The sequence below is a fragment of the Gordonia jacobaea genome, assembly GCF_001186365.1.
GTDB lineage: Bacteria > Actinomycetota > Actinomycetes > Mycobacteriales > Mycobacteriaceae > Gordonia > Gordonia jacobaea.
Genome location: NZ_LDTZ01000019.1, coordinates 191,393 through 213,770, shown reverse-complemented (window position 1 = coordinate 213,770; position 22,378 = coordinate 191,393). Strand labels below are relative to the sequence as shown.

The following is a 22,378-nucleotide window of genomic DNA, read 5'->3' as shown; positions in this document are numbered from 1 at the left end:
GGTCTTCTGCTGGTTGAGCAGGCCGCGAGCGTAGCGAGCTGCCGTGTCGAAACCACGGTGCGCCTCTGTTGGTGGGCTCGGTCGGTGATCTCGACAAGCTCGATCAGCGGGGGTGGGCTCGATCAGCGGTTGGGTGGGGCGCGCTCGATCAGCAGCGAGGCATTCTCGATCAGCGGCGTGCCCCTGAAGTAGGCTGTAGCGCGATGACCATCGTCTATTTCGTGATCGCAGCCGTGGCGCTGGCCGGTGCGGCGGCCCTGCTGTGGCTCGACCGCAAGCGTTCCAGCGGCACCCGCCACCGGCGTGCCGTGTGGGGTGATGCCCACGACTTCTCCTACCGTGCCTCAGATACCAAGCTGCGCAAGGTGTTCCACCGCGCGACGATGAATGTTCCCGACGGCGTCGGGGTTCAAGATGTCGCATACGGAGTTTATGGCGGTGCCGAGGCTGTCGTCTTCGACCTCGCTGATACCGCAACCGTCATCGCGGTACGCCGCAATGCGCCGTCGAACGTGATCGTCGACCTTCGCCACGAGGACGTGCTCGCGCCCGCCGAGGACGACGTCGAACTGCTCGGTGCGATGGGACCGCGTGTCATGTTCTCCAACGACCTCGACGTCGCACGACGGGTGTGTGACCGGAGGATGGTCGCGCTGGCCAACAACGCGCCGTCGTACGTCGAGGTGCTGTGGGACGAAGGTAATTGGGCGCTCGGTTCGATGCCGTTGACCGATGACGCGACCAAGCTCGACACGGGACTCGAAGTGGTTCGACGCTTCGCTGACCTGCTGCGTGTACTCCCGCCGGTGCAGGACCCCCAGGATCCGCCGGACCCGCGCGATCCGCACGGGCCGACGCGCGAAGAGTTCGCCGACGAGAAGACCGAGTCGATGCGCGACAAGGAACGTCGGGCGCGCATTCAGGCGCAGGAGGCAGCAGCTCCCGCGACACGCCGCCAACCGCCACCCCAGAACCAGCAACCACAGGGCCAGCCACCACAGGCCGAGCAACCGCAGAGTGAGACCGGAGCCAGGCGTGCGTCGACGCCGTCGACCGGCCGCGGCATGACCCCGATGCCGGTGCGGCGATCACGCAGTGCGCAGCCGCCCGAGACGGGTGAGCGCTCCAATCGGCATCATCGTCGTGACTGAGCGTTTCACGCAGCTTTCGAGACACAATCAGCCATCGAGATATCCCGACCGCGACGCACGAGCAGGAAGAGTGAGCCGACTGTGACCTCCTCAACGCCCTCCGCATCCGCGACCCCCGAGGTCGACGGCGACGCCCGCGCGGCGCTCGCGCGACTCGTCGCCGAACTGTCTGTGGTGCACGGCAAGGTGACGTTGTCGTCAGGACGTGAAGCCGACTACTACGTCGACCTGCGACGCGCCACGCTGCATCACGAGGCGTCGCCGCTGATCGGCAAGCTCATGCGTCAACTCACCGCCGACTGGGGATACCAGTCGGTCGGCGGACTGACGTTGGGTGCCGACCCGGTTGCGACCGCGATCATGCACGCGCCCGGACGCCCCATCGACGCATTCGTGGTGCGCAAGGCGGCCAAGGCGCACGGAATGCAGCGTCAGGTAGAGGGCCCGGACATCGCAGACAAAGCGGTGCTGATCGTCGAGGACACCAGCACCACGGGCAATTCGCCGGCAACCGCTGTGGCGGCTGCGCGCGAGGCCGGAGCCGTTGTGGTGGGTGTTGCGACCGTCGTCGACCGCGCAACCGGCGCCGACGACGTGATCACGAAACTCGGTGTGCCGTACCGATCTCTCCTCGGTCTCGCCGACATCGGGCTTGCCTGAGGCGATGTCGACCGGCGGCATGTCGCCTGAGGGATCTGACTCGCCCGAGGGTTCGGACGTACCCGGGCCCACCGAATGGCAGGCACGGCCCGCCGTCGGAGTGGGGCCGTGGGACGTCGAACGGGATGGTCGAATCCCCGACGATCCGCGCTACGACCCGGAACTGCTCGCCGAGGGTGATACCCGGAATGTCGTTGATGCATACCGGTATTGGCGCCGCGAGGCGATCGTCGATGACATCGACGCGCGTCGACACCCGTTTCATGTGGCCATCGAGAACTTCGCGCACGACGCCAACATCGGGACCGTGGTGCGGACCGCGAATGCGTTTGCCGCGTTGGCGGTGCACATCGTCGGACGACGCCGCTGGAATCGACGCGGAGCAATGGTGACCGATCGCTATCAGCATCTGCTGCACCACGATTCGGTGTCGGAGCTGATGACGTGGGCGCGCGATAACGGTCTCGCCGTGGTCGCCGTCGACAACACTCCGGGGTCGGTACCGCTGGAAACTGCTGATCTCCCACGCGAATGCGTACTGCTCTTCGGTCAGGAGGGGCCAGGCGTCAGTGACGACGCCCAAGCGCAGGCGGACCTGACGGTGTCGATCGCGCAGTTCGGATCAACACGGAGCATCAACGCCGGGGTGGCCGCGGGAATCGCCATGCACGCGTGGATTCGGCAACACGCCGACCTCGACGACGCGTGGTGACGCCAGGCGTCAGACGTTGTCGGAGGAGTGCGGATCGGCCGTCGCCGTCGCCTCCGAGGTCGCGACAGCGTCGGTCGCGACCTTCTTCGCGGCGCGTCGTCGGCGATACCACTCGATGAGCATAGGGGCGATCGACAGGATGACGATCAGGATGAAGATCGGCTCGATGAGCTTCTGCACCACCTCGAACCGGCCGAGCCAGTAGCCGAGCAGAACGATGCCGGCACCCCAGACGATGGCGCCGATCACGTTGTAGAGCGCGAACACCGACCACTTCATGCGTGCGGCGCCTGCGACGATCGGAGCGATGGTGCGCACGATGGGCACGAAGCGGGCCAGGAAAATGGTGATCGGGCCGTGCTTGTCGAAGAACTCCTGCGCCTCGATCAGATAGCGCTCCTTGAGGAACCGGGCATCGGGTTTGAACATCTCGGTCCCGATGAATCGGCCGATCCAATAACCCACCTGACCGCCGAGGATCGCGGCGATCGGCACGAAGACCAACAGCTGCCATAGCGACGCGAACTGGTCGATGCCGTCCTTACCGCCTGCCGCGACCACCATGCCCGCGACGAACAGCAGCGAGTCACCGGGGAGGACCGGGAACAGCACACCCGACTCGATGAAGACGACCAGGAGCAGCCCCCAGAACGCCCAGGCGCCGAACCAGCTCAGCACGTTGATGGGGTCGAGAATGCCGGGGAGAGCGACCACGGTGGTCGTATGGGCAAGTGCGGTGTCGATCACGGGTCACCAGGCTACTTGGCGAAGCTGTCCGAGAGCTAATGAGTGGCTGTCAGAAGCGGCCGTGCCCGGCGTGCAGTGCCGAATGTGGCGCAGCCCCATCGAAGGAGCGCTACACCGCGGCGTCCACTATGTCCGCTACGCGGCGGTGTCTTATGCCGGGGCGGTGTCCTATGCGCGCTCCGCGGCGTCGACCTTCTCTTCGACGACGGGTTGGCGGGAGCGCCGCCAGCGCTTGACCACCTCGGAGATGATCGGGAGCACCGAGATGAAGACGATCAGCAGGAAGATCACGTCGACGTTGTCGCGAATGAATGCGATCTGGCCGAGGAAGTAGCCCAGGAGCGTGACGCCTGCACCCCAGACGACTGCGCCGATCGCGTTGTAGGCGAGGAACGTCGAGTAGCGCATCTTTGCAGCTCCGGCGACCAGCGGTGCATAGGTGCGCACGATCGGCACGAAGCGCGCCAGGAAGATCGTGATGGGGCCGTGCTTCTCGAAGAACTCGTGGGCCTCGACGATGTAGGACTGCTTCAAGATGCGGGCGTCCGGCTTGAACAGGGAGTACCCGAGTCTGTTGCCGATGAGGTACCCGACCTGGTCGCCGAGGAACGCCGCGATCGGAATGGTCACCAGCAACACCCACAGTGGGGCGAACGGCTCGATGTCGGCCGACTTCGCAGCCACGATCAGGCCCGCGGTGAAGAGCAGTGAGTCGCCTGGGAGTAGCGGGAAGAGCAGTCCTGACTCGATGAAGACCACCAACAGCAGTCCGGCGAGAATCCAGGTGCCGAAGGAGTTCAGCAGGTTGACGGGGTCGAGGAAGCCGGGGAGGAGGGCGAGGTCGGTCGTCGTTGCTGCGAGAACGGGGGCTGTGGCGTCGAGAACAGAGGCGGTCACGGCTCCGAGGGTAGCGGAAACGGACAAAGCGTCCTATTCGCGCGCGGGCGCAGGCGTCGACGCGGAGGTTTAGACGCAGGTGAGAGCGTCCTGCACGCGCTGGAGTGGCACTTGCCATACTGAGGGGGACTCAACAGAGCTCGAAGTGTGAGATCCCACCCGGTTGGAGGACGTGACATGCCCATTGCAACCCCAGAGCAGTACGCCGAGATGTACGCGAAGGCGAAGGAGGGTGGCTACGCATTTCCCGCGATCAACTGCACCTCGTCGTCGACGATCAATGCGGCCATCAAGGGCTTCGCCGATGCCGGGAGCGACGGCATCATCCAGTTCTCCACCGGTGGGGCCGAGTTCGGCTCGGGCCTCGGCGTCAAGGACATGGTGACGGGCGCGGTTGCGCTCGCCGAGTTCGCGCACGTGGTTGCCGCCAAGTACGACGTGACGATCGCGCTGCACACCGACCACTGTCCCAAGGACAAGCTCGACACCTACGTGCGTCCGCTGCTCGCGATCTCCCAGGAGCGCGTCGACGCCGGCAAGAATCCGCTGTTCCAGTCGCATATGTGGGACGGCAGCGCTGTGCCGATCGACGAGAACCTCGAGATCGCGCAGGAACTGCTCGCCAAGGCCGCTGCGGCGAAGATCATCCTCGAGGTCGAGATCGGCGTCGTCGGTGGTGAAGAAGACGGTGTCGAGGCGGAGATCAACGACAAGCTCTACACCTCTGCTGAGGACTTCGAGAAGACCGTCGACGCGCTCGGCGCGGGTGAGAAGGGCAAGTACCTGCTCGCGGCCACCTTCGGTAACGTCCACGGCGTCTACAAGCCTGGCAACGTGAAGCTGCGTCCCGATGTGCTCAAGCTGGGCCAGGACGTCGCCAGCAAGAAGCTCGGCCTGCCCGAGGGCTCCAAGCCGTTCGACTTCGTGTTCCACGGCGGATCGGGCTCGCTCAAGAGCGAGATCGAGGAAGCGCTCACCTACGGCGTCGTCAAGATGAACGTCGACACCGACACCCAGTACGCCTACACGCGACCGATCGCCGGGCACATGTTCAGCAACTACGACGGCGTGCTGAAGGTCGACGGCGAGGTCGGCAACAAGAAGGCCTACGACCCGCGCGTCTGGTCGAAGAAGGCCGAGACCAGCATGTCCGAGCGCGTCGTCGAGGCGTGCGACGACCTGAAGTCGAACGGCAAGTCGATCAGCGCCTGACTTTTCTCTCACACAACGCGCGCCCTCTCTCGGTTCGGGAGGGGGCGCGCGTTGTTTGTGTCGGGGTGGCGGAAGAGGATGCGATCGGCCGCGAGTTGCGGTTGCCCAGAAGCGCGGTTTCCGAGCCTCTGGGCAACCGCAACAACGGGCCTACGCGCTGAGTGCGGTCAGGACCAGATCAATCCGACGGCGACGGTCAGTGCCAACACGGCCATGGCGATGGCCGCGCAGATCACCGAGGGGTCGGCTCGACGCTGCACCCTGACCCGCTGAGAATGAACGCTCCGAGGATCGGGGCGCCGCGCAGGAGCGTCGTGGTGAGCCGGATGGACGGACGGTATGGCGCCCGGCGCGTCGGCGGACGGGACGTAGGAGCGTCGCGCTGGTCGAGGCGTAACCCGTAACGGCTGGGTCGTCGGACGGTGGACCGGCGCGTGGCCACCCGGCACCCACCCTGTGCCGGGTATGTCGTCGCGTACGGGACCTGGCGCCCTGCGACCGGTCACCGCGGCGTGCAGACCTTCCAGTCGCTGCCGTCCTTCTGGAGATTGATGGTGACGGTCTGAGGCTCGTTGGGCTTGCTGGTTTGGTAGGCAGTCACCTCGACGACCGCCTTGGCCCCGTCGTCGGTCACCTTCGACGCCTTGATGTCTCCGGTGCGGACCAACTCGTTGCGCGCCTTCTGCGCCGAGTAGATCTTCTGGAAATCTGCGTCGGAGATGTTGGTATAGAACTGATTCTCCTGGCCGCACGTCACTGACCGCAGGGTCGAGAGGTCGCCGTTGTAGAGGGCGGTGGAGAACTTCGACGCTGTGTCGGCAGCCTGGTCGGCTGCAGGCTTGGCGCGCGATGCGATAACGCCCCACACAACTCCCACGACGATCAGCGCCAGGACGACGAGCGCTCCGACTGTCAGCAGCACACGACGACTGGAGCCTCCCTTGCTCTTCGCAGGAGTCGGCGTCGACGTTCCGGCAGGCGGAATCACCTGGGGCTGGTGCGGGGTGGTCGACCAACCGGAAGACGTCGAGGGACGAGCCGCCGACGTTTGTGCGGTCTTCGCTGTGGACCCTGCTGCTGCGCCCGCTCCGACTGCGGCGGCTCCCGCGGCAGCCGCGCCACCGACAACCGCGGCGCCCTTGCCGATGTTCACCTTGTCGGTGGTGGCGCTGTCGCTGGTGGTGCTGTCTGTCGGGGCGTCGGGCTTCTGTGCCTTCAGCGCGACGGTCTCCGCCTCGCCGTCGATGGTGTCTTCGTCGTCAGCGGGCTGCTCGTCGGTGAGCTCTTCGCCTGTGGGTTCCTCGTCGGTGAGCTCTTCCTCGACGGGCTCTTCGTCGGTGAGCTCTTCATCGACAGAAGTGCTGTCATCTTCTGCGGTTTCCGCGTCGGCCGCCCCGTCGGTGTCGGCTTGTTCGGCGTCGGCTTGTTCGGCGTCGGTTTCGGGCTCGGCCTCAGCCGATGCGTCGTCGACGTCGTCAACCTCGGCGGGTGCGTCGCCGTGCTCGGTCTCGTCTTCGGCAACTGTCTCGTCGTCGACGCCAGTCTCGGTGCCGGCCTCGGTGTCGGCGGTGTCGTCGGACTCGGATGAGACGGCGGCCGCGGAAGTGGCAGCGGCCGCGGAGGTGGCAGCAGCCGCCGAAGCCGCTGCGGCCGTTGGTGTTTCGTCGCCTGGCTCGTCGGCCTGGTCGATCTCGTCGATGGGCTCGAAGTCGCCGATGTCTCCGTCGGTTGCGGCTTCTTCGACGCTCAGGTCACCCGCGTCCGTGGTCGCTTCGAAGGCTTCGAGGCGAGCTTCGGCGTCTTCCTTCTCGTGCTCGGCATCGGTGGCGTCGACGGTTTCGGGATCGGCGTCGTCGAGCTTCGCTTCGGACTCCGCCTCGGCGCGGTCGGCAGCGACGGCGTCCGCGGTGTCGTCGGCGTCTTCGATTTCGGCGGCAGACGACTCGTCAGCCGCAGGGAACTCGGCGGCGTCGTCGGCTGTCTCGTCGACTACCTTCTCGTCGGTGTCGCTCTCTTCGACTGCCTTCTCGTCTGTGTCGGTCTCGTCGGTCTCGGCGTCGTCGGTGTCGTGCGCCTCTACAGCGGCCGCGCCTGCGACTCCCGCTGCGACCGCGCCCGCGGCCGCGATCTTCCCCGCGTTGCCCTGATCGGCCTCTTCTGCGCTGTCGGTTTCTTCTGCGCCGTCTGGCTTCTCTGCGCTGTCGATTGTCTCGGCGCTGTCGGTGTCCTCGCTGCCAGCGGTCTCTTCAGCGTTGGACTCTTCCGGAGAGTCGGTGCCTGTGATGTCGACGTCGTCGAGGTCGGGCATGTCGCTGGTGTCCGGCAGGTCGTCGCGATTGATCACCGTGGTGTCGGTGGCGCTCGGCGAGGCCGTCCCGGCGACCTTCACTACTGGGCGCTTGTCGTCCGAGCTCTCGCTGTCCGAACTCTTCGCCTCTGAACTCTCTGTGGCAGTTGCTGCGGAGTCGGCGTCGTCGGCCTCGGTGCCGCCCGCGAGGGGGTCGATGTCGTCGAGGTCGTCAAGCGTGCTGGGGTCGGGAAGCTGATCTCGCGAGATCACTTTGGTCGCGGAGTCGATGCCTCGACCTCCACGGGGCTTCGGGCCGCTCGGCCGTGAATCTGTCCCCTGCGCGCCGCCGGCGCCCGCTTCATCGACCTGAGACTTGTCCACAGATGTTCCCGATTCCCCCGATTGTGTATCCGTGCCAGTTGTCGCCTCGGCGCCCGCCGGTTTTTCCTTGTCCGCCGACTGCTTAGTGCCCGCAGTCTCGCTGGGCGTCGATGGTCGGGCGGTGGGCGCAGCCGCGGCCGAGTTCTTGGTCGGCGACGAGTAGGTCCGGCTCGACGCCCCCTCCAGGCGTTCGGCGGCCTTCTTGCGTATCACCGAGAAGGCCTTGGTGACAGCCGATTTCCGATCACCGGATTGAGGCATCGTCGATCACCATTCCTTCCTCGAGCAAGTGGATTCTGCGGCGCACCGCGGCATCGGGGCCGTTCAGCGACCAAGTGCGCCATTCACCCTAGCGAATCGCCGTTGTCGCGGGCACCCGGGCAGGGGATGGGCATCAGCGAAGACTACTACCGGCGCACAGATGCCGCGGAGGGCGTCGCGCGGCGCGCCACGCCGCCGACCGGTCGGTGTGTGTTGACCGGAGCGGACACCGTGTCGCGGCTCGATGCTTGAATAGAGGAGTGACTTCCTTCGGAGACTTGATGGGCCCCCAACCGACGCTCCTCCCGGGAGACGACGAGGCCGAATCGGACCTGCTCAACGGTGCTTCGCCGGCTGCGGTAGCTGCGGAACATCCCACAGCGTCGATCGCCTGGGCATATCTGGCAGAAGCGGCATTGACAGCGGGCGGCGTCGGAGCTGACGGCGAACCCGCGGGTGAGCAGACACCAAACGTCGACGACGTGATCGCCGCATACGCCTACGCCCGCACCGGGTACCACCGCGGGCTCGACCAGCTGCGCCGCAACGGGTGGAAGGGATTCGGACCCGTCCCGTGGGCGCACGAGGGCAATCAGGGCTTCCTGCGCTGTGTCGGTGCGCTGGCCAGAGCTGCTCGAGTCATCGGCGAGCGCGACGAGTACCTGCGCTGCCTCGACCTCCTGAACGAAAGCGACCCGACCGCGGCAGAACAACTCGGCCTGGTGTGATCGCAACGCTGCGTTCGCGGGTCAGCGCCAGGGTCAACGCGCTGCCGCGCCCCCTGCGTACCCGCATTCGGCGGCTATATCTCTCGCTGCAGCCGATCCTGCAGTGCTCGATCGCGGCAGGTCTGGCGTGGTGGATCGCGCTCGACCTGCTCCATCACTCACGCCCGTTCTTCGCGCCGATCGCGGCCGTCATCTCGCTGGGGCTGTCGCTCGGTCAGCGTTGGCGCCGCGCCGTCGAACTCGTCGTCGGCGTCTCCATCGGCATTCTCATCGGTGATCTGCTCATCTCTCGGATCGGCTCGGGGACCTGGCAGATCATGGTCGTCGTCGCACTCGCGATGGCGACAGCCGTGTTTCTCGACGACGGTCCGCTGATCCCGATGCAGGCGGCGTCGTCTGCGGTCCTCGTCGCAACGCTTCTGCCGCCCGGCGAGGCCGGTGGGTACTACCGCGCTTTCGACGCGTTGATCGGCGGACTCGTCGGCATCGCCGTGGGTGCGCTTCTCCCTGCGAACCCGGCGTCGCGTGGGCGGCGTGATGCCGCCGGGATTCTGGCGACGATGCGCGACGCCGCGAAGACTCTCGCGGCAGGGCTGCGGGTCGGAGATGCCGACGTGGTGTTCTCGGCGCTCGAGAGTGCGCGCGGAACCCAGGCCGCGATCAACACCATGCGCTCGGACATGCGTGGCGGCAAAGAGATCAGCACCATCTCGCCGCTGCATTGGCGGCAACGAATACGACTGCAGAGAATCGCCGCGACGGCCGACCCCATCGACAACGGGGTACGAAACTTCCGGATCGTCGCTCGTCGCGCGCTCGGGATGACGCAGCGCGGCGAGAAGCTCCGCCCCGAACTGATCGAGATCATCGACGACCTCGGCGACGCCTTCGAGACGCTGCGTCGAATGATGCTGGCAGACCCCGGCGAATCGCCCGACCCTGCCGACGCCGCGCGGGTACTGCGCACGATCGCGCGTAAGGCTCGCGCCGAACTGGTCGCCGAGAGTGGCATGAGTGAGACCGCGCTGCTGGCGGAGATACGTTCGCTGCTGATCGACCTGCTGATGGTGTGCGGACTTCGACGCTCCTCCGCACAGGCGACGCTGCGCTGAACTCAGGCTTTGCCGTCGATCGCGCGTTGTCCCATCGCGAAGGTCGGCACCGCCACCGCGGCGCAACCGATTGCGCCGGCGACACCGATCAGTGCGCTCGACGCGGCTGCCGCGAGGACGATGAGACAAATACCGAGCGCGATACGCGGGACCAGAGCGAGGCGGCGTCGCGCTTTGGGCGACATCCAACGCCCCCACACACCGCCGATCACCGCGAGCGCGACCACACCGAGCAGTACGCCTGCGGCGGGACCCGCGAATGCCGCGCCCCAGTGATAGCCGACCGCCACCGCGGCTGTCCAGAGCATGACCTCGACAGCGAATACCAGCGCACCCCAGGTGTAATCACGCAGGCCAGACAGTTGACTGGGCTCGGTGGCGTGCCGCCCAGCAGTTTCGAGAGCGGTGCTCTTGTTCATGATTCGAGTCTGCGCCCATGCGGCTTGAAAAACAAGAGCAGTGATCTCGTTTCAACTGAATCGGCCTCGATGTAGAGATTTAGGCGACCCTAACCCTTGTCATATATGCGAAAAGATGCATATATTGACGAGACCATGGGTCACTCGCATACACACACGCACTCGCACGGCACCGGGGCCGCGACGTCGAATCGGCGCATCTGGCCGATGGTCGTCGCCGTGGCGATGATCGGGACGTATTTCTTCGTCGAGCTCGGCGTCGGAATCGCCGTCAACTCGCTGGCATTGATCGCCGACGCCGGGCACATGTTGACCGACGTCGTCGCGCTCCTGATGGGTCTCGTCGCACTTTTGCTCGCACGCCACGGATCGACGACCGCCGAGCGGAGTTTCGGGTGGCATCGCGCTGAGGTCTTCACCGCTGTTGCCAATGCGGTCCTGCTGATCGGTGTCGCGGTCTTCGTCCTGTACGAGGCGATCCGACGCATCGGCTCCGACCCGGAAGTGCCCGGGCTGACGCTCGTCGTGGTGGCGCTGATCGGCCTGGCTGTCAATGTCGCGATGATGCTGCTGCTACGTGCGGACTCCAAGGAGTCGATCGCCGTGCGCGGGGCATACATGGAGGTGCTGGCCGACGCCGTCGGCAGTGTCGGCGTGCTGGTCGCGGGCATCGTGACGATGACGACGGGTTGGGGTTACGCCGACATCGTCGTCGCGGTCCTGATCGCGATCTGGGTGGTACCCCGAGCGGTGCGTCTGGCCCGCGATGCCCTGCGCATTCTCAACCAGCAGGCGCCCGATCACGTCGACGTCGACGCCCTCGAGCACGAGCTCGCAGCGATCCCCGAGGTCATCGACGTCCACGATTTGCACGTCTGGTCGCTGACCACCGGAATGGACGTCGCGACAGTGCATCTGGCGAGCAACTGTCCCAACGACGAGGTGCTCCCGCAGGCGCGCGCCGTGCTGGCCCGCCACGGCCTCACCCACGCGACGATTCAGGTCGATCCGGACCAAGCGGGCAAGCGCTGTCGCGACGATATGGGCTGGTAACGCGACACACTCGATCTCGTTGCCCTCACGCCACCTTGGTGGGCTATCTTCACAGCCGTGAGACGTAGGGGGTTCATGACCGTCTTGGCTGCAGGGTTGGTCACTGCGCTCGGGGGATGTGCGACAGCGCGCGTCGACGCGTCGGCGCCGACGGCCTTGCCGTCGACCAATCCGATGTCGCCGACTCCGAAATCGGTTGCGCAGACGCCGGTTCCGCAGGTACCACCACCCGACGTTGCACGAAGGGTTCCGGTTCCCGCGGGCACACTGACCGGATTGCCGGGTACGGGAAGGCATCTCGCGCTGACCGTCGACGACGGCGCGAGCTCCGAGGTGGTCGGTGCGTACATCCGATTCGCGCGGGACACGGGCGCGCGGTTCACCTTCTTCGTCACCGGCGGCTTTGATTCCTGGACAGACCACAAGGCCGAGCTACGGCCGCTCGTCGAATCCGGTCAGATCCAGCTCGGCAATCACACGTGGACCCACGCCGATCTGACATCACTCTCGACCGAGGGTGTCGCGGACGAGCTGTCGCGGTGTAAGCGGTTCCTACGCAACACGTTCGGCGTCGACGGCACTCCGTTCTTTCGTCCGCCGTACGGCTACCACAACGACACGGTCGACGCCGTGGCCGCAGAACTCGGATACACGACTCCCGTGCTGTGGTTCGGGTCGCTCTCGGACTCGGGATTGATCACCGAGCGCTATCTGGTGCAGTGCGCGCGGCAGTACTTCCATCCGCAGACCGTGATCATCGGCCATGCCAATCATCCGCCGGTGACCCACGTGTATCCGACGCTGGTGGAGATCATTCGCGAGCGTCGACTCAACATGGTCACGCTCGACGACTACTTCGTCACGCGCAGGGCGTGAGTTGCGATACGGCCCCGCTGGTACATCACGTCCGCCAGAACATGAAGACGTTCCAGCCCTGGTTCGCGAGATTCGATGGCACGCCCGACAATTCGAACAGCCAGCGGATGAGGTCGAAGAAGGCGGCGTTCAGTTGAGGAATGAACAGTAGCGCGAACACGATCAGGAACCCGTAGGGCGCGATCTTGGCGGCGTTCGCGCGTGTCTGCTGCGACAGGTACGGCTCGATGGCGTTGTAGCCGTCGAAACCCGGCATCGGGATCAGGTTGAGCACGGCCGCGGTGATCTGCAAGAAGGCGAGCATCGCCAGTGCCGCCCACAGATTGATGCCGTCGACGGCGAGAATCATCCCCGACATCAGACCCGAGTGGAGGGGGATGTAGGCGTCGGGTGCCGCGATGCGGATGACGAGCAACAGGATCGCCGCGAGCATGATGTTCATCGCGGGCCCGGCGAGTGAGACCAGCGTCTTCTGGCGATTGGTCATGCCGCGTTCGTCGAGATATACAGCGCCGCCGGGGAATCCGATACCGCCCAGCAGAATGATCAGCAGCGGCAGGCCGAGTGACAACCCCGGATGCGTATAGCGCATCGGGTTGAGCGTGAGGTAGCCGCGCAGTTCGGCATTGCGATCGCCGAACCGGAACGCGGTGACGGCGTGGCCGAATTCGTGCAGACACAGTGAGATGACCCAGCCGGCGAGTACGAGCAGCAGGGTTCCGCCGATCGACATCGCGTTGCGACCGGGTGCCGAGACCGCGCACATCCAGCCGCCGACGGCCGCGACGGCGATGAACGCGAAGAACAGCCATCCCGGCCGTATCGCGCGGGCAATCTCGCCGCGCGTCGGATGCCCCGACCGACCGCTCGCCCACGCATTGCCCGTCATGAGTGGCAGACCAGCTTCCAGTCGATGTGGTGGCGGTAGAACGTCGAGCGTTTGACCGTCCGCTCGGTCAGGACGCCTTCACGCTCGACGACGAGGTTGCTCCCGCCGGTCTGTGCCGCGCGCCCGACGTGCCAGCTGCCCGGCCGGAGTGTGCGTTCGACGCGGGCGCGTACGCCTGGTGCCTCGCGGGTCGGTTCGATCCGCACACCGCGTACCGAACCGGTGAACAGGCGGGCGTCGTCGACATAGCTCTCGCCGTGCAACTTTGCGCCCTCGGCGCCGAGGTGTCGTGCGAAGCCGACGAGGACGGTGGCGGCGTCGTCGCGGATCAGCGGCAGGTCGTGAGCGTCGCCGTCACGTGCGAGGTCGACGGCCGCTTGTCCGTGCGGTAGACCGTAGCGGCGAGTCGCCGGGGTGGCGACACTCGGCGTGTACGCGACCTCGACGTCGAGTCGTTCGGTGATCATCAGGATCGCGACCACCTCGGCGAGCAGGACGTCGGGGTGCGCGCAGTCGCCGGGCTCGACGATCAACCGGCTCGGGGCGTCGGAAAGCGCGCTCTCGACGACTCGTCGTACCGCCTTGCGGGGCGGTGGAGTCTGCCGGGCGTCGTCGACGATCACCGTCGACGACGAGATAACTGCATGGGACACGCCGACGAGCGTAGTCGGGCCGCAACGTCGATGTCGGGGCGTCGCCCAAGGGTTCTGCCCGGTCAGCAAGTAGGGTAGGTCCGTTACGGCGCGTTCCGCATGCGCGCGACTAAGGAGTAGGGGACATGGCAGCGATCGTGCTTATCGGCGCCCAGTGGGGCGACGAGGGCAAGGGCAAGGCGACCGATCTACTCGGCGAGAAGCTGCAGTGGGTTGTTCGCTACCAGGGCGGCAACAACGCGGGTCACACCGTCGTTCTCCCGAATGGTGAGACGTTCGCCCTGCACCTGATCCCCTCGGGCATCCTCACGCCGGGCGTCAACAACGTCATCGGCAACGGCGTCGTCGTCGACCCCGGGGTGCTGCTCACCGAACTGAGCGGTCTCGAGGACCGCGATGTCGACACCACCGGCCTGATGATCTCGGCCGACGCCCACCTGCTGATGCCCTATCACGTGGCGATCGACAAGGTCACCGAACGATTCCTGGGCAACAAGAAGATCGGCACGACCGGACGCGGCATCGGACCCTGCTACCAGGACAAGATCGCGCGCGTCGGCGTGCGCGCAGCCGACGTCCTCGACGAGAAGATCTTCGCGCAGAAGGTCGAGGCCGCACTCGAACTCAAGAACCAGATCCTGGTCAAGATCTACAACCGCCGCGCACTCGAACCCGCGCAGGTCGTCGACGAGGTCCTCACCCAGGCCGAGGGCTTCAAGCATCGCATCGCCAATACGCAGCCCCTGCTCAACGAGGCGCTCGAACGCGGCGAGACGGTGCTGCTCGAGGGTTCGCAGGGCACGCTGCTCGACGTCGACCACGGCACGTACCCGTATGTGACGTCGTCGAATCCGACGGCCGGCGGCGCTGCGGTCGGGTCGGGTATCGGACCGAACAAGATCACCACGGTGCTCGGCATCCTGAAGGCCTACACCACGCGCGTCGGCTCGGGGCCGTTCCCGACCGAGTTGTTCGACGAGTGGGGCGAGTACCTAGCGAAGACCGGCGGCGAGGTCGGCGTGACCACCGGTCGCGCCCGTCGCTGCGGTTGGTTCGACGCCGTGATCGCCCGCTATGCGACGCGCATCAACGGCATCACCGACTACTTCCTGACCAAGCTCGACGTGCTCTCCAGCCTCGACCGCGTCCCGATCTGTGTCGCCTACGAGGTCGACGGCGAGCGCGTCGACGAGATGCCGATGACCCAGACCGGCTTCCATCACGCCAAGCCGGTCTACGAGTACATGCCCGGCTGGTGGGAAGACATCTCACAGTGCAAGACATTCGACGACCTGCCGAAGACCGCCCAGGATTACGTGCTGCGACTCGAAGAGCTCTCGGGCGCGCACATCTCGTGCATCGGCGTCGGCCCCGGCCGTGACCAGACGATCGTCCGCCGGGCCATCATCTGAGAGATCGGACTCCTCACCGGGAGATTCACACCCCAGCGACAGGACTGTACGGAATCCGTCAAGAAGTGGCCGGTTGTCACCGAAAACCGTGACATAGCGCTGGCATGAGTTGCGGATTCCGCAACAATCGGGTCGTAAAATTGTCGATTCACTCAGCGCGCGGCCTCGTCGACTACTACATTCGTAGGTGAAGTCGGCCGAGCGGCCGTGCGTGCAGACGAGGAGAATCGCAATGAGCTTGTACCAAGTCGTCGACCCCGCGACCGGCGACGTCGTCAAGGAGTATCCGACCGCCACCGATGAGCAGGTCGAAGCGGCGATCACCGCGGCGTCGGATGCGTTCGCGACGTGGTCGAAGAACTCGACGGTCGCCGAGCGGGCTGCGCTGATCCGTCGCGTCGGCGAACTGCACACCGAGCGCAAAGACGAGCTCGCCAAGATCATCGTCCGCGAGATGGGCAAGCCGTACGACCAGTCCGTCGGCGAGGTCGAGTTCAGCGCCGCGATCTACGAGTACTACGCCGACAATGCCGAGAAGTTCCTCGCAGACGAGCCGATCGCGCTGCTCGAGGGTGAGGGGTCGGCGTTCATCCGACGCAGCGCAGTCGGCGTGCTGCTCGGCATCATGCCGTGGAACTACCCCTACTATCAGGTCGCGCGATTCGCCGGTCCAAACCTGGTGCTGGGCAACACAATTGTGCTCAAGCACGCCCCGCAATGCCCCGAATCCGCTGCCGCCCTGCAGCAGATCTTCCTCGACGCCGGGTACCCGGTCGGCGCGTACGTGAACGTCTACGCCACCAACGAGCAGATCGCCGAGGCGATCGCCGACCCGCGCGTGCAGGGTGTCTCGCTGACCGGATCGGAGCGCGCGGGCGCCGCCGTCGCGGAGGTTGCCGGCCGGAACCTGAAGAAGGTCGTCCTCGAACTCGGCGGGTCGGACCCGTTCATCCTGCTGTCGACCGACGACCTCGACGCAACGGTGTCGGCAGCGGTCGACGGACGATTCGAGAACACCGGTCAGGCGTGCAACGCCGCGAAGCGCTTCATCGTCGACGAGAGTGTCTACGACGATTTCATCGTCAAGTTCACCGAGAAGGTCAAGGCCGCCGGAGAGGGACTGGGGCCGCTCTCATCGGTTGCTGCTGCCGAGCGCCTTGAGGAGCAGGTGAATTCAGTGCTGGCCACCGGCGCGAGCCTCGAGTCGTCAGGCGAACGCAAGGGCGCCTACTTCCCGCCCGGCGTGCTGACCGGCGTCGACCCCGACTCGATCGTCGCCAAGCAGGAGCTGTTCGGCCCGATCGCGACCGTCTACAAGGTGTCGGGTGAAGACGCCGCCGTCGAACTTGCCAATGACACGCCCTTCGGTCTGGGGTCGTATGTCTTCACCACCGACGCCGACCAGGCGCTACGCGTCGCCGACAAGATCGAGGCCGGAATGGTCTTCGTCAACGCCGTCGGCGCCGAAGGTGCGGAGTTGCCGTTCGGCGGCGTGAAGCGTTCGGGCTTCGGTCGAGAGCTCGGACGTTTCGGCATCGACGAGTTCGTCAACAAGAAGATGATCCGGATCAGCTGACTCGCTGCCTGTGACACAGTAGGTGGATGATCCGCGGCAGGGGGGAACGCGACTACGGCTCGGTCCTGCTCGGGTCGGCGAGTGACGGTCCAACCAAACGGCGCGTTCGTATCCAGACGATCCTCACCGGGTCGATCGTCCTCTCCAATTTCGTCGGTGCTGTCGTCACCATCTCGCTGTCGTCCGTCGGCATCCCCGAACCGTCGACGTTCGCGCCGGAGATGTGGTGGATCAACTACATCGCGGTGCCGATCTACGTGGCGCTCGCCTTCGTCATCGGAATCGGCTGGGGTACCTACACCATCACCCGCGACCTGCGCTGGGCGATTCGACGACAGCCGCCGACCGCGGCCGACGCACGCCGGACGAGGCGCGTCGCGGGCAGGCTGCTGCGACTGCAGGCCGCGCTCTGGCTCGGAGCGGTCGTGATGTTCACCATCATGTACGGGATCCAGAGTCCGATGCTCATCCCGAAGATGTTCTTCGTCATCGGGTTGTCGGGTGCCGTGGTCGTCGGTGTCACGTACCTGTTGATCGAGCTCGCGCTCCGGCCGGTGTCCGCGGATCTGATCAGTGCGGGTTACCGACGTCGCAAGCGTTCCGGCGTGCTGTCTCGCGCGGTGGTCGCGTGGATCGTCGGGTCGGCAACGCCGATCGTCGGCATCCTGCTTCTGGTGTCCTTCGGGGCGTTCCGCCAGGACACCAGCAAGCTCGACCTCTTCGTCGGTGTGTTCGTGCTCGCGGTGATCTCACTCGGTACCGGGCTACTCCTGACGTGGCTGACCACGACGAGTGTCACCGGTCCGCTGCGGAGTGTCCGCAACGGGATGAACAAGGTGCAGGCGGGCAATGTCGACGTCGACCTCGTCGTCTACGACGGCACCGAACTCGGCGACCTGCAGGTGGGCTTCAACTCGATGGTCAGTGGCCTGCGTGAGCGCGAGCGGATGCGAGATCTGTTCGGCCGCCACGTCGGTCGTGAGGTTGCCGAAGCGGCGTTGAGCTCCGACCCCGCACTCGGCGGAACCGAACGCACGGTCGCGGCACTGTTCGTCGACGTGATCGGTTCGACGACGCTGGCCGCCGAACGATCTCCGACAGAGGTCGTGGAGATCCTGAACCGCTTCTTCGCGGTGATCGTGCGGGCCGTCGAGCAACAGCGCGGACTGGTCAACAAGTTCGAGGGCGACGCCGTGCTCGCCATCTTCGGTGCACCGATCGACCTCGACGACGCCGCGGGTGCCGCGCTGTGCACAGCCCGCGAGATCGCTCGGGAACTCGAGCGTCGGGTGCCAGAACTGTCCGCGGGGATCGGGGTCGGCTTCGGGCCCGCGGTCGCAGGCAACGTCGGGGCGATCGAACGGTTCGAGTACACGATCATCGGCGACCCGGTCAACGAGAGCGCGCGGTTGTCCGAACTCGCCAAGCGCGATCCCCGTCGACCGCTGGCGTCCGGACGAACCGTCGACGTCGCGAACGCGCGGGAAGCCGCCCACTGGGAGGAACAGGAGACGACCTCGCTGCGTGGGCGTACCGAGGAGACGCGCGTCTACGCCGCGGTGGTCGACGACTGACCGTTACGCCTCGCGGTCGTTGACGCCCTCGGCGAAGTCGAGGCGACGCAGCGCGGTACGCAGCACCTCGTCGTCGATGTGCCCGGCGTCGCGCTCGTCGATGAAGACTCTTCGTTGGATCGCAAGCATCTTGCTGCGCATGCGGTTTCCGGCTGCCGTCGGACTCTCGCCGATGTCCTCTGGGCCGCGCCCGAGCTCCTCCCAGGCCGTATTGCGTTGAGTGGTAATCCATTTGCGAAGCATCGCCACCTGGAGATGTCGCGGGTCGTGTTCGCCGATGTCTGCTGCCATCGTGTCGAGGTAGGCCTCGGCCTCGCGTGATGCCCGATCCTGGGCTGCCGCGTATGCGAGCCGGTCGGAGGCGGCGTCGTCGTCGTAGACGCCGAGTCGGCGGATCACCCACGGCAGGCTGACACCCTGGATCAGCAGGGTGCCGACGACCACCACGAAGGTCAGGAACAGGATCTCCGCGCGGGCGGGGAACGGTTCGCCCGACTCGGTAGTCAGGGGGATGGAGAACGCCGCGGCAAGCGAGACGACGCCGCGCATGCCCGACCACCCGACGACGAACAACCACGACGGTTTGGGTGGAGGTTCTCGTCGTCGAACTCCCGGCAGCAAGCGGGAGGCGTAGGTGAACAGATACACCCACGCGAATCGCACCAGGATCGTGGCGATCAGGACCATCGCGGCGTCGAATGCGATGTGGAGCCAGGATTGTCCGGCGAGGCCTCGGATGAGATCGGGCAACTGCAGGCCGATCAGCAAGAAGACGAACGCTTCGAGAAGTGCGTCGATCGATTTGCGCACGGCTTCGTCCTGAAGTCGTGTCGCGTAGCCGACACGGACCGACCGCTGCCCGATGAACAGTCCCGCGACGACGACGGCGATCACGCCGGAGGTGTGCAGTTCCTCGGCGACGAAGTAGGTCGCGAACGGCACCATGAGCCCGATGGCCGTCTCGATCGTCGGGTCGGTCAGCCAGTCGCGGACGCGGAACACCAGGTAGCCGATCAGCAGGCCGATGACGACACCTCCGATCGCCGCGAGCAGGAACGTCTCGATGCCGTCCCACACCGACGTCGTCGCACCGACCGCGGCTGCGAGCGCCACCCGGAGTGCGGTGAGCGCGGTCGCGTCGTTGAGCAGGCTCTCGCCGCCGAGCAGGGTCATGATCCGACGCGGAAGCCCGACCCTGCGCCCGATCGCCTGGGCAGACACCGCATCGGGCGGCGCGACGATGGCACCGAGGACCAGCGCGGCGGCCAGCGGCAGGTGCGGCACCGACGCGTAAGCCACTAGGCCGACGACTACCGCGGTGGCGAGCGGAAGACCGATGGCAAGCATGCCGATGGCACGACGATTCGCGCGGATCTCCTGGTACGAGCTGTCTTGCGCCGCGGAGTAGAGCAGTGGCGGCAGAATGACGAACAGCACGAACTCGGGGTCGAGTTCGGCCGCGGAGAGGCCGGGTATCCACCCGATCGCCAGCCCGGCGAGAACCAGAACCAGGGGCGCCGACAGGTTGTAGTGCCGTGACAGCGCTGCGATCACCACCGACAGCACTCCGACGAGCAGAAGAGAAGCGCTCACTGCGCAAACCTAGCCCTAGTTGGCGAGTTTGACGCGACGCCATCGGGGATAGCGGGCCGTTGGGGATAATGGAGGGTATGCGTTTGTTCGGTCGATCCCGTACCCGCGCCGGTGACCCCCGTGGTGAATCCGGTGGTGTCGAGGCCAGATGTCCAGAACTCGCGGAGATCGGGGTCGACCCGGCGGCCGACCCGGGTCCGTCCCGCGGCGACATCAGTGTGTGCGAGGACTGCATGCAACTCGGTGAGCAGCACTGGGCGCATTTGCGTATCTGCCTCGAGTGCGGCCACGTCGGCTGCTGTGATTCGAGTCCGCGCAAGCACGCGACAGCCCACTTCCACGACGTCGGCCATCCCGTCATGCGTTCGGCCGAGCCGGGCGAGGTCTGGCGCTGGTGCTACATCCACGAGGTCATGGGTTGACCACGGTCTGATGGGTTGAGGCGGCGGTCGGGTGCGCGGGGATGAGTTCGAGTGAATGAGTACCGGGGAGATGGGGCGCGTCGGCGCAAATCCGGCACGTAGGATTGCTCCTATGACCTCGATCAACGGGAGTAGCGCGGACGACCACGCCACCGGCGCGGCGACACCTGATGTGTCGCCCGCGCAGCCGACCGTGGGGCCGCCCGACATCATCGGCACGCCACTGTCGCCGAACGCCACCAGGGTGATGGTGCTCGGCGCCGGAGAACTCGGCAAAGAGCTGATCATCGCCTTCCAGCGATTGGGCGTCGAGGTAATCGCTGTCGACCGTTACGCGGGTGCGCCCGGGCAGCAGGTCGCGCATCACGCCGAGGTGATCGACATGACCGACGGCGATGCGCTGATCGGCCTCGTCGAGAAGTACTCGCCCGCGTATGTCGTTCCCGAGATCGAGGCCATCGCCACCGACGCCTTGGCGACCATCGAGCGTCGCGGCCTCGCGGAGGTCATCCCCACCGCTTCCGCGGTGATGGCGACGATGAACCGCGAGGGAATTCGACGCCTCGCCGACGAGGAGCTCGGCCTGCCGACGTCGCCGTACCTGTTCGCGGGCTCGCACGACGAGCTGACTGTCGCCGCCGAACAGGTCGGGTATCCGTGCGTGGTGAAGCCGGTGATGTCGTCGTCTGGCAAAGGCCAGACCGTGGTGCGCGGTCCGGAGGACGTCGACAAGGCATGGGAGACCGCGACGACCGGCGGACGGGTTGTCGGCGAGCGTGTCATCGTCGAGGGCTTCATCGAGTTCGACTACGAGATCACCCTGCTCACGGTGCGAGCAATCGACCCGGCGACCGGCCGGCTGGTGACGCACTTCTGCGCGCCGATCGGGCATCGGCAGGTCAACGGCGACTACGTCGAGAGCTGGCAACCCCACGAGATGAGTGCCTTCGCGCTGGGCGCCGCGACCTCGATCGCCGCACGCATCGCGACAGCGATGGGCGACGGAAACCTGGGTGGCCGTGGCATTTTCGGCGTCGAACTGTTCGTCAAGGGCGACGACGTGTACTTCTCCGAGGTCTCACCGCGCCCGCACGACACCGGACTCGTGACCATGGCGACGCAGCGTCTCTCGGAGTTCGAGATGCACGCCAGGGCGATTCTGGGCCTGCCGGTCGACGTGACGCTCGCTTCGCCGGGTGCGTCGGCCGTCATCTACGGGCAGCTCGACGAGAAGGGAATCGGTTTCGAGTACGTCGCGCAGGCACTTGCCTTGCCCGAGACCGACATTCGACTTTTCGGCAAGCCCGAGAGTTTCCGCCGTCGCAGGATGGGCGTGGTCACCGCAACCGCGGACGACGTCACCACCGCGCGTGAACGCGCCGTTCGTGCCGCGTCGATCGTCACGCCCGTTCCCGGCAGGCCTGCTCGACGCGGCGTCGTCGTGCCGCTTCGTGCTCCCGGTCCGCCCGTGCCGCCGAAACCGCCTGTGGGGCAACGTCCTCAGCCGGCCGCGCAACGCCCGCCGGCTGCGCAGCAGCGCCCGCAGGCAGCAGGGCAACGCCCACCGGCTGCACAGCAACGTCCTGCGGCAGAACAACGTCCGCCAGCGCCGGAGCAGCGTCCCGCGGCGGGGGCGCAGCGTCCGCCGGTGGCCGGACAGCGACCGCAGCAGCCAGCACCTCGCCCGGTGCGCCAACCCGCGCCTCACCCTGCTGCGCCGAATGGTCGCCCGGTGACGCCCGGTCGGTCGTCGAGCTAGC

The 22,378-nt window shown here is 66.2% G+C and carries 21 protein-coding genes; 14 read left to right on the top strand and 7 right to left on the bottom strand.

Going from position 1 to position 22,378, the window contains the following annotated elements; all coding sequences use genetic code 11:
• The first annotated feature begins 203 nt into the window (after window positions 1-203).
• From ABW18_RS16150 to ABW18_RS16140, 3 genes are all read left to right on the top strand, one after another.
• On the top strand, window positions 204-1,151 hold the full coding sequence (locus ABW18_RS16150) for a type III secretion system chaperone family protein (protein WP_049699993.1): 948 nt from the start codon (window positions 204-206) through the stop codon (window positions 1,149-1,151).
• A gap of 81 nt (window positions 1,152-1,232) precedes the next feature.
• Window positions 1,233-1,811, top strand: a complete 579-nt coding sequence (locus ABW18_RS16145; RefSeq protein ID WP_049699992.1) for a phosphoribosyltransferase family protein — start codon at window positions 1,233-1,235, stop codon at window positions 1,809-1,811.
• A 4-nt stretch (window positions 1,812-1,815) separates the two neighbouring features.
• Complete coding sequence (locus tag ABW18_RS16140) at window positions 1,816-2,523, top strand: TrmH family RNA methyltransferase (protein ID WP_049699991.1); 708 nt, start codon at window positions 1,816-1,818, stop codon at window positions 2,521-2,523.
• Window positions 2,524-2,532: 9 nt separating this feature from the next.
• Here the strand turns inward: ABW18_RS16140 and ABW18_RS16135 are convergent, their stop codons facing one another.
• Together ABW18_RS16135 and ABW18_RS16130 are read right to left on the bottom strand one after the other, a co-directional pair.
• A complete protein-coding gene (locus ABW18_RS16135; RefSeq protein WP_049699990.1) occupies window positions 2,533-3,270 on the bottom strand; it encodes a DedA family protein in 738 nt (245 codons plus the stop codon).
• A 168-nt stretch (window positions 3,271-3,438) separates the two neighbouring features.
• Complete coding sequence (locus ABW18_RS16130) at window positions 3,439-4,167, bottom strand: VTT domain-containing protein (RefSeq protein WP_049699989.1); 729 nt, start codon at window positions 4,165-4,167, stop codon at window positions 3,439-3,441.
• A 177-nt stretch (window positions 4,168-4,344) separates the two neighbouring features.
• Between ABW18_RS16130 and fbaA the strand changes: the two genes are divergently transcribed.
• Window positions 4,345-5,379 (top strand): class II fructose-bisphosphate aldolase, encoded by a 1,035-nt coding sequence (fbaA, locus tag ABW18_RS16125; protein WP_049699988.1) that lies wholly within the window; start codon window positions 4,345-4,347, stop codon window positions 5,377-5,379.
• Between the two features lie 78 nt (window positions 5,380-5,457).
• A complete protein-coding gene (locus ABW18_RS22910) occupies window positions 5,458-5,652 on the top strand; it encodes a hypothetical protein (protein ID WP_160318054.1) in 195 nt (64 codons plus the stop codon).
• 229 nt (window positions 5,653-5,881) lie between these two features.
• Here ABW18_RS22910 and ABW18_RS16115 read toward each other — a convergent pair whose 3' ends face one another.
• The gene (locus tag ABW18_RS16115; protein WP_049699986.1) at window positions 5,882-8,311 is read right to left on the bottom strand and encodes an Rv0361 family membrane protein; all 2,430 of its coding nucleotides are present in this window, start codon (window positions 8,309-8,311) and stop codon (window positions 5,882-5,884) included.
• Between the two features lie 260 nt (window positions 8,312-8,571).
• Here ABW18_RS16115 and ABW18_RS16110 point away from each other — a divergent pair, with 260 nt between their 5' ends.
• Both ABW18_RS16110 and ABW18_RS16105 read left to right on the top strand, forming a co-directional pair.
• Entirely contained in the window at window positions 8,572-9,039 is a 468-nt protein-coding gene (locus ABW18_RS16110; RefSeq protein WP_049699985.1) for a DUF3151 domain-containing protein, read from the top strand.
• Entirely contained in the window at window positions 9,036-10,151 is a 1,116-nt protein-coding gene (locus ABW18_RS16105) for an FUSC family protein (protein WP_049699984.1), read from the top strand. Before ABW18_RS16110 ends, ABW18_RS16105 begins: the two co-directional genes overlap by 4 nt.
• A 2-nt stretch (window positions 10,152-10,153) precedes the next feature.
• On the opposite strand, the gene ABW18_RS16100 is transcribed toward ABW18_RS16105, so the two are convergent.
• Complete coding sequence (locus ABW18_RS16100; protein ID WP_049699983.1) at window positions 10,154-10,570, bottom strand: DUF2568 domain-containing protein; 417 nt, start codon at window positions 10,568-10,570, stop codon at window positions 10,154-10,156.
• A 135-nt stretch (window positions 10,571-10,705) separates the two neighbouring features.
• Here ABW18_RS16100 and ABW18_RS16095 point away from each other — a divergent pair, with 135 nt between their 5' ends.
• Together ABW18_RS16095 and ABW18_RS16090 are read left to right on the top strand one after the other, a co-directional pair.
• Window positions 10,706-11,623 carry a cation diffusion facilitator family transporter gene (locus ABW18_RS16095; protein WP_049699982.1) on the top strand — a complete coding sequence of 306 codons (918 nt, stop codon included), beginning with the start codon at window positions 10,706-10,708 and terminating at the stop codon, window positions 11,621-11,623.
• A 75-nt stretch (window positions 11,624-11,698) separates the two neighbouring features.
• On the top strand, window positions 11,699-12,499 hold the full coding sequence (locus ABW18_RS16090) for a polysaccharide deacetylase family protein (protein ID WP_049699981.1): 801 nt from the start codon (window positions 11,699-11,701) through the stop codon (window positions 12,497-12,499).
• A gap of 25 nt (window positions 12,500-12,524) precedes the next feature.
• Here the strand turns inward: ABW18_RS16090 and ABW18_RS16085 are convergent, their stop codons facing one another.
• Both ABW18_RS16085 and ABW18_RS16080 read right to left on the bottom strand, forming a co-directional pair.
• Window positions 12,525-13,388, bottom strand: a complete 864-nt coding sequence (locus ABW18_RS16085) for a site-2 protease family protein (protein WP_049699980.1) — start codon at window positions 13,386-13,388, stop codon at window positions 12,525-12,527.
• On the bottom strand, window positions 13,385-14,011 hold the full coding sequence (locus ABW18_RS16080; RefSeq protein WP_049700112.1) for a hypothetical protein: 627 nt from the start codon (window positions 14,009-14,011) through the stop codon (window positions 13,385-13,387). The genes ABW18_RS16085 and ABW18_RS16080 overlap by 4 nt, the downstream gene beginning before the upstream one ends.
• Window positions 14,012-14,166: 155 nt before the next feature.
• Here ABW18_RS16080 and ABW18_RS16075 point away from each other — a divergent pair, with 155 nt between their 5' ends.
• The 3 genes from ABW18_RS16075 to ABW18_RS16065 all read left to right on the top strand — a co-directional run bounded on the left by ABW18_RS16075 (window position 14,167) and on the right by ABW18_RS16065 (window position 18,603).
• Complete coding sequence (locus ABW18_RS16075) at window positions 14,167-15,453, top strand: adenylosuccinate synthase (protein WP_049699979.1); 1,287 nt, start codon at window positions 14,167-14,169, stop codon at window positions 15,451-15,453.
• A gap of 232 nt (window positions 15,454-15,685) precedes the next feature.
• Window positions 15,686-17,029 (top strand): NAD-dependent succinate-semialdehyde dehydrogenase, encoded by a 1,344-nt coding sequence (locus ABW18_RS16070; RefSeq protein WP_049700111.1) that lies wholly within the window; start codon window positions 15,686-15,688, stop codon window positions 17,027-17,029.
• A gap of 26 nt (window positions 17,030-17,055) precedes the next feature.
• Complete coding sequence (locus ABW18_RS16065) at window positions 17,056-18,603, top strand: adenylate/guanylate cyclase domain-containing protein (RefSeq protein ID WP_049699978.1); 1,548 nt, start codon at window positions 17,056-17,058, stop codon at window positions 18,601-18,603.
• Window positions 18,604-18,606: 3 nt separating this feature from the next.
• Here the strand turns inward: ABW18_RS16065 and ABW18_RS16060 are convergent, their stop codons facing one another.
• The gene (locus ABW18_RS16060) at window positions 18,607-20,196 is read right to left on the bottom strand and encodes a Na+/H+ antiporter (protein WP_049699977.1); all 1,590 of its coding nucleotides are present in this window, start codon (window positions 20,194-20,196) and stop codon (window positions 18,607-18,609) included.
• 77 nt (window positions 20,197-20,273) lie between these two features.
• Between ABW18_RS16060 and ABW18_RS16055 the strand changes: the two genes are divergently transcribed.
• Together ABW18_RS16055 and purT are read left to right on the top strand one after the other, a co-directional pair.
• Window positions 20,274-20,618: a UBP-type zinc finger domain-containing protein gene (locus ABW18_RS16055; protein WP_049700110.1), complete on the top strand. Its 345-nt coding sequence runs from the start codon at window positions 20,274-20,276 to the stop codon at window positions 20,616-20,618.
• Window positions 20,619-20,730: 112 nt separating this feature from the next.
• The gene (gene purT, locus ABW18_RS16050) at window positions 20,731-22,377 is read left to right on the top strand and encodes a formate-dependent phosphoribosylglycinamide formyltransferase (RefSeq protein ID WP_083444430.1); all 1,647 of its coding nucleotides are present in this window, start codon (window positions 20,731-20,733) and stop codon (window positions 22,375-22,377) included.
• Window position 22,378: the final 1 nt, after the last annotated feature.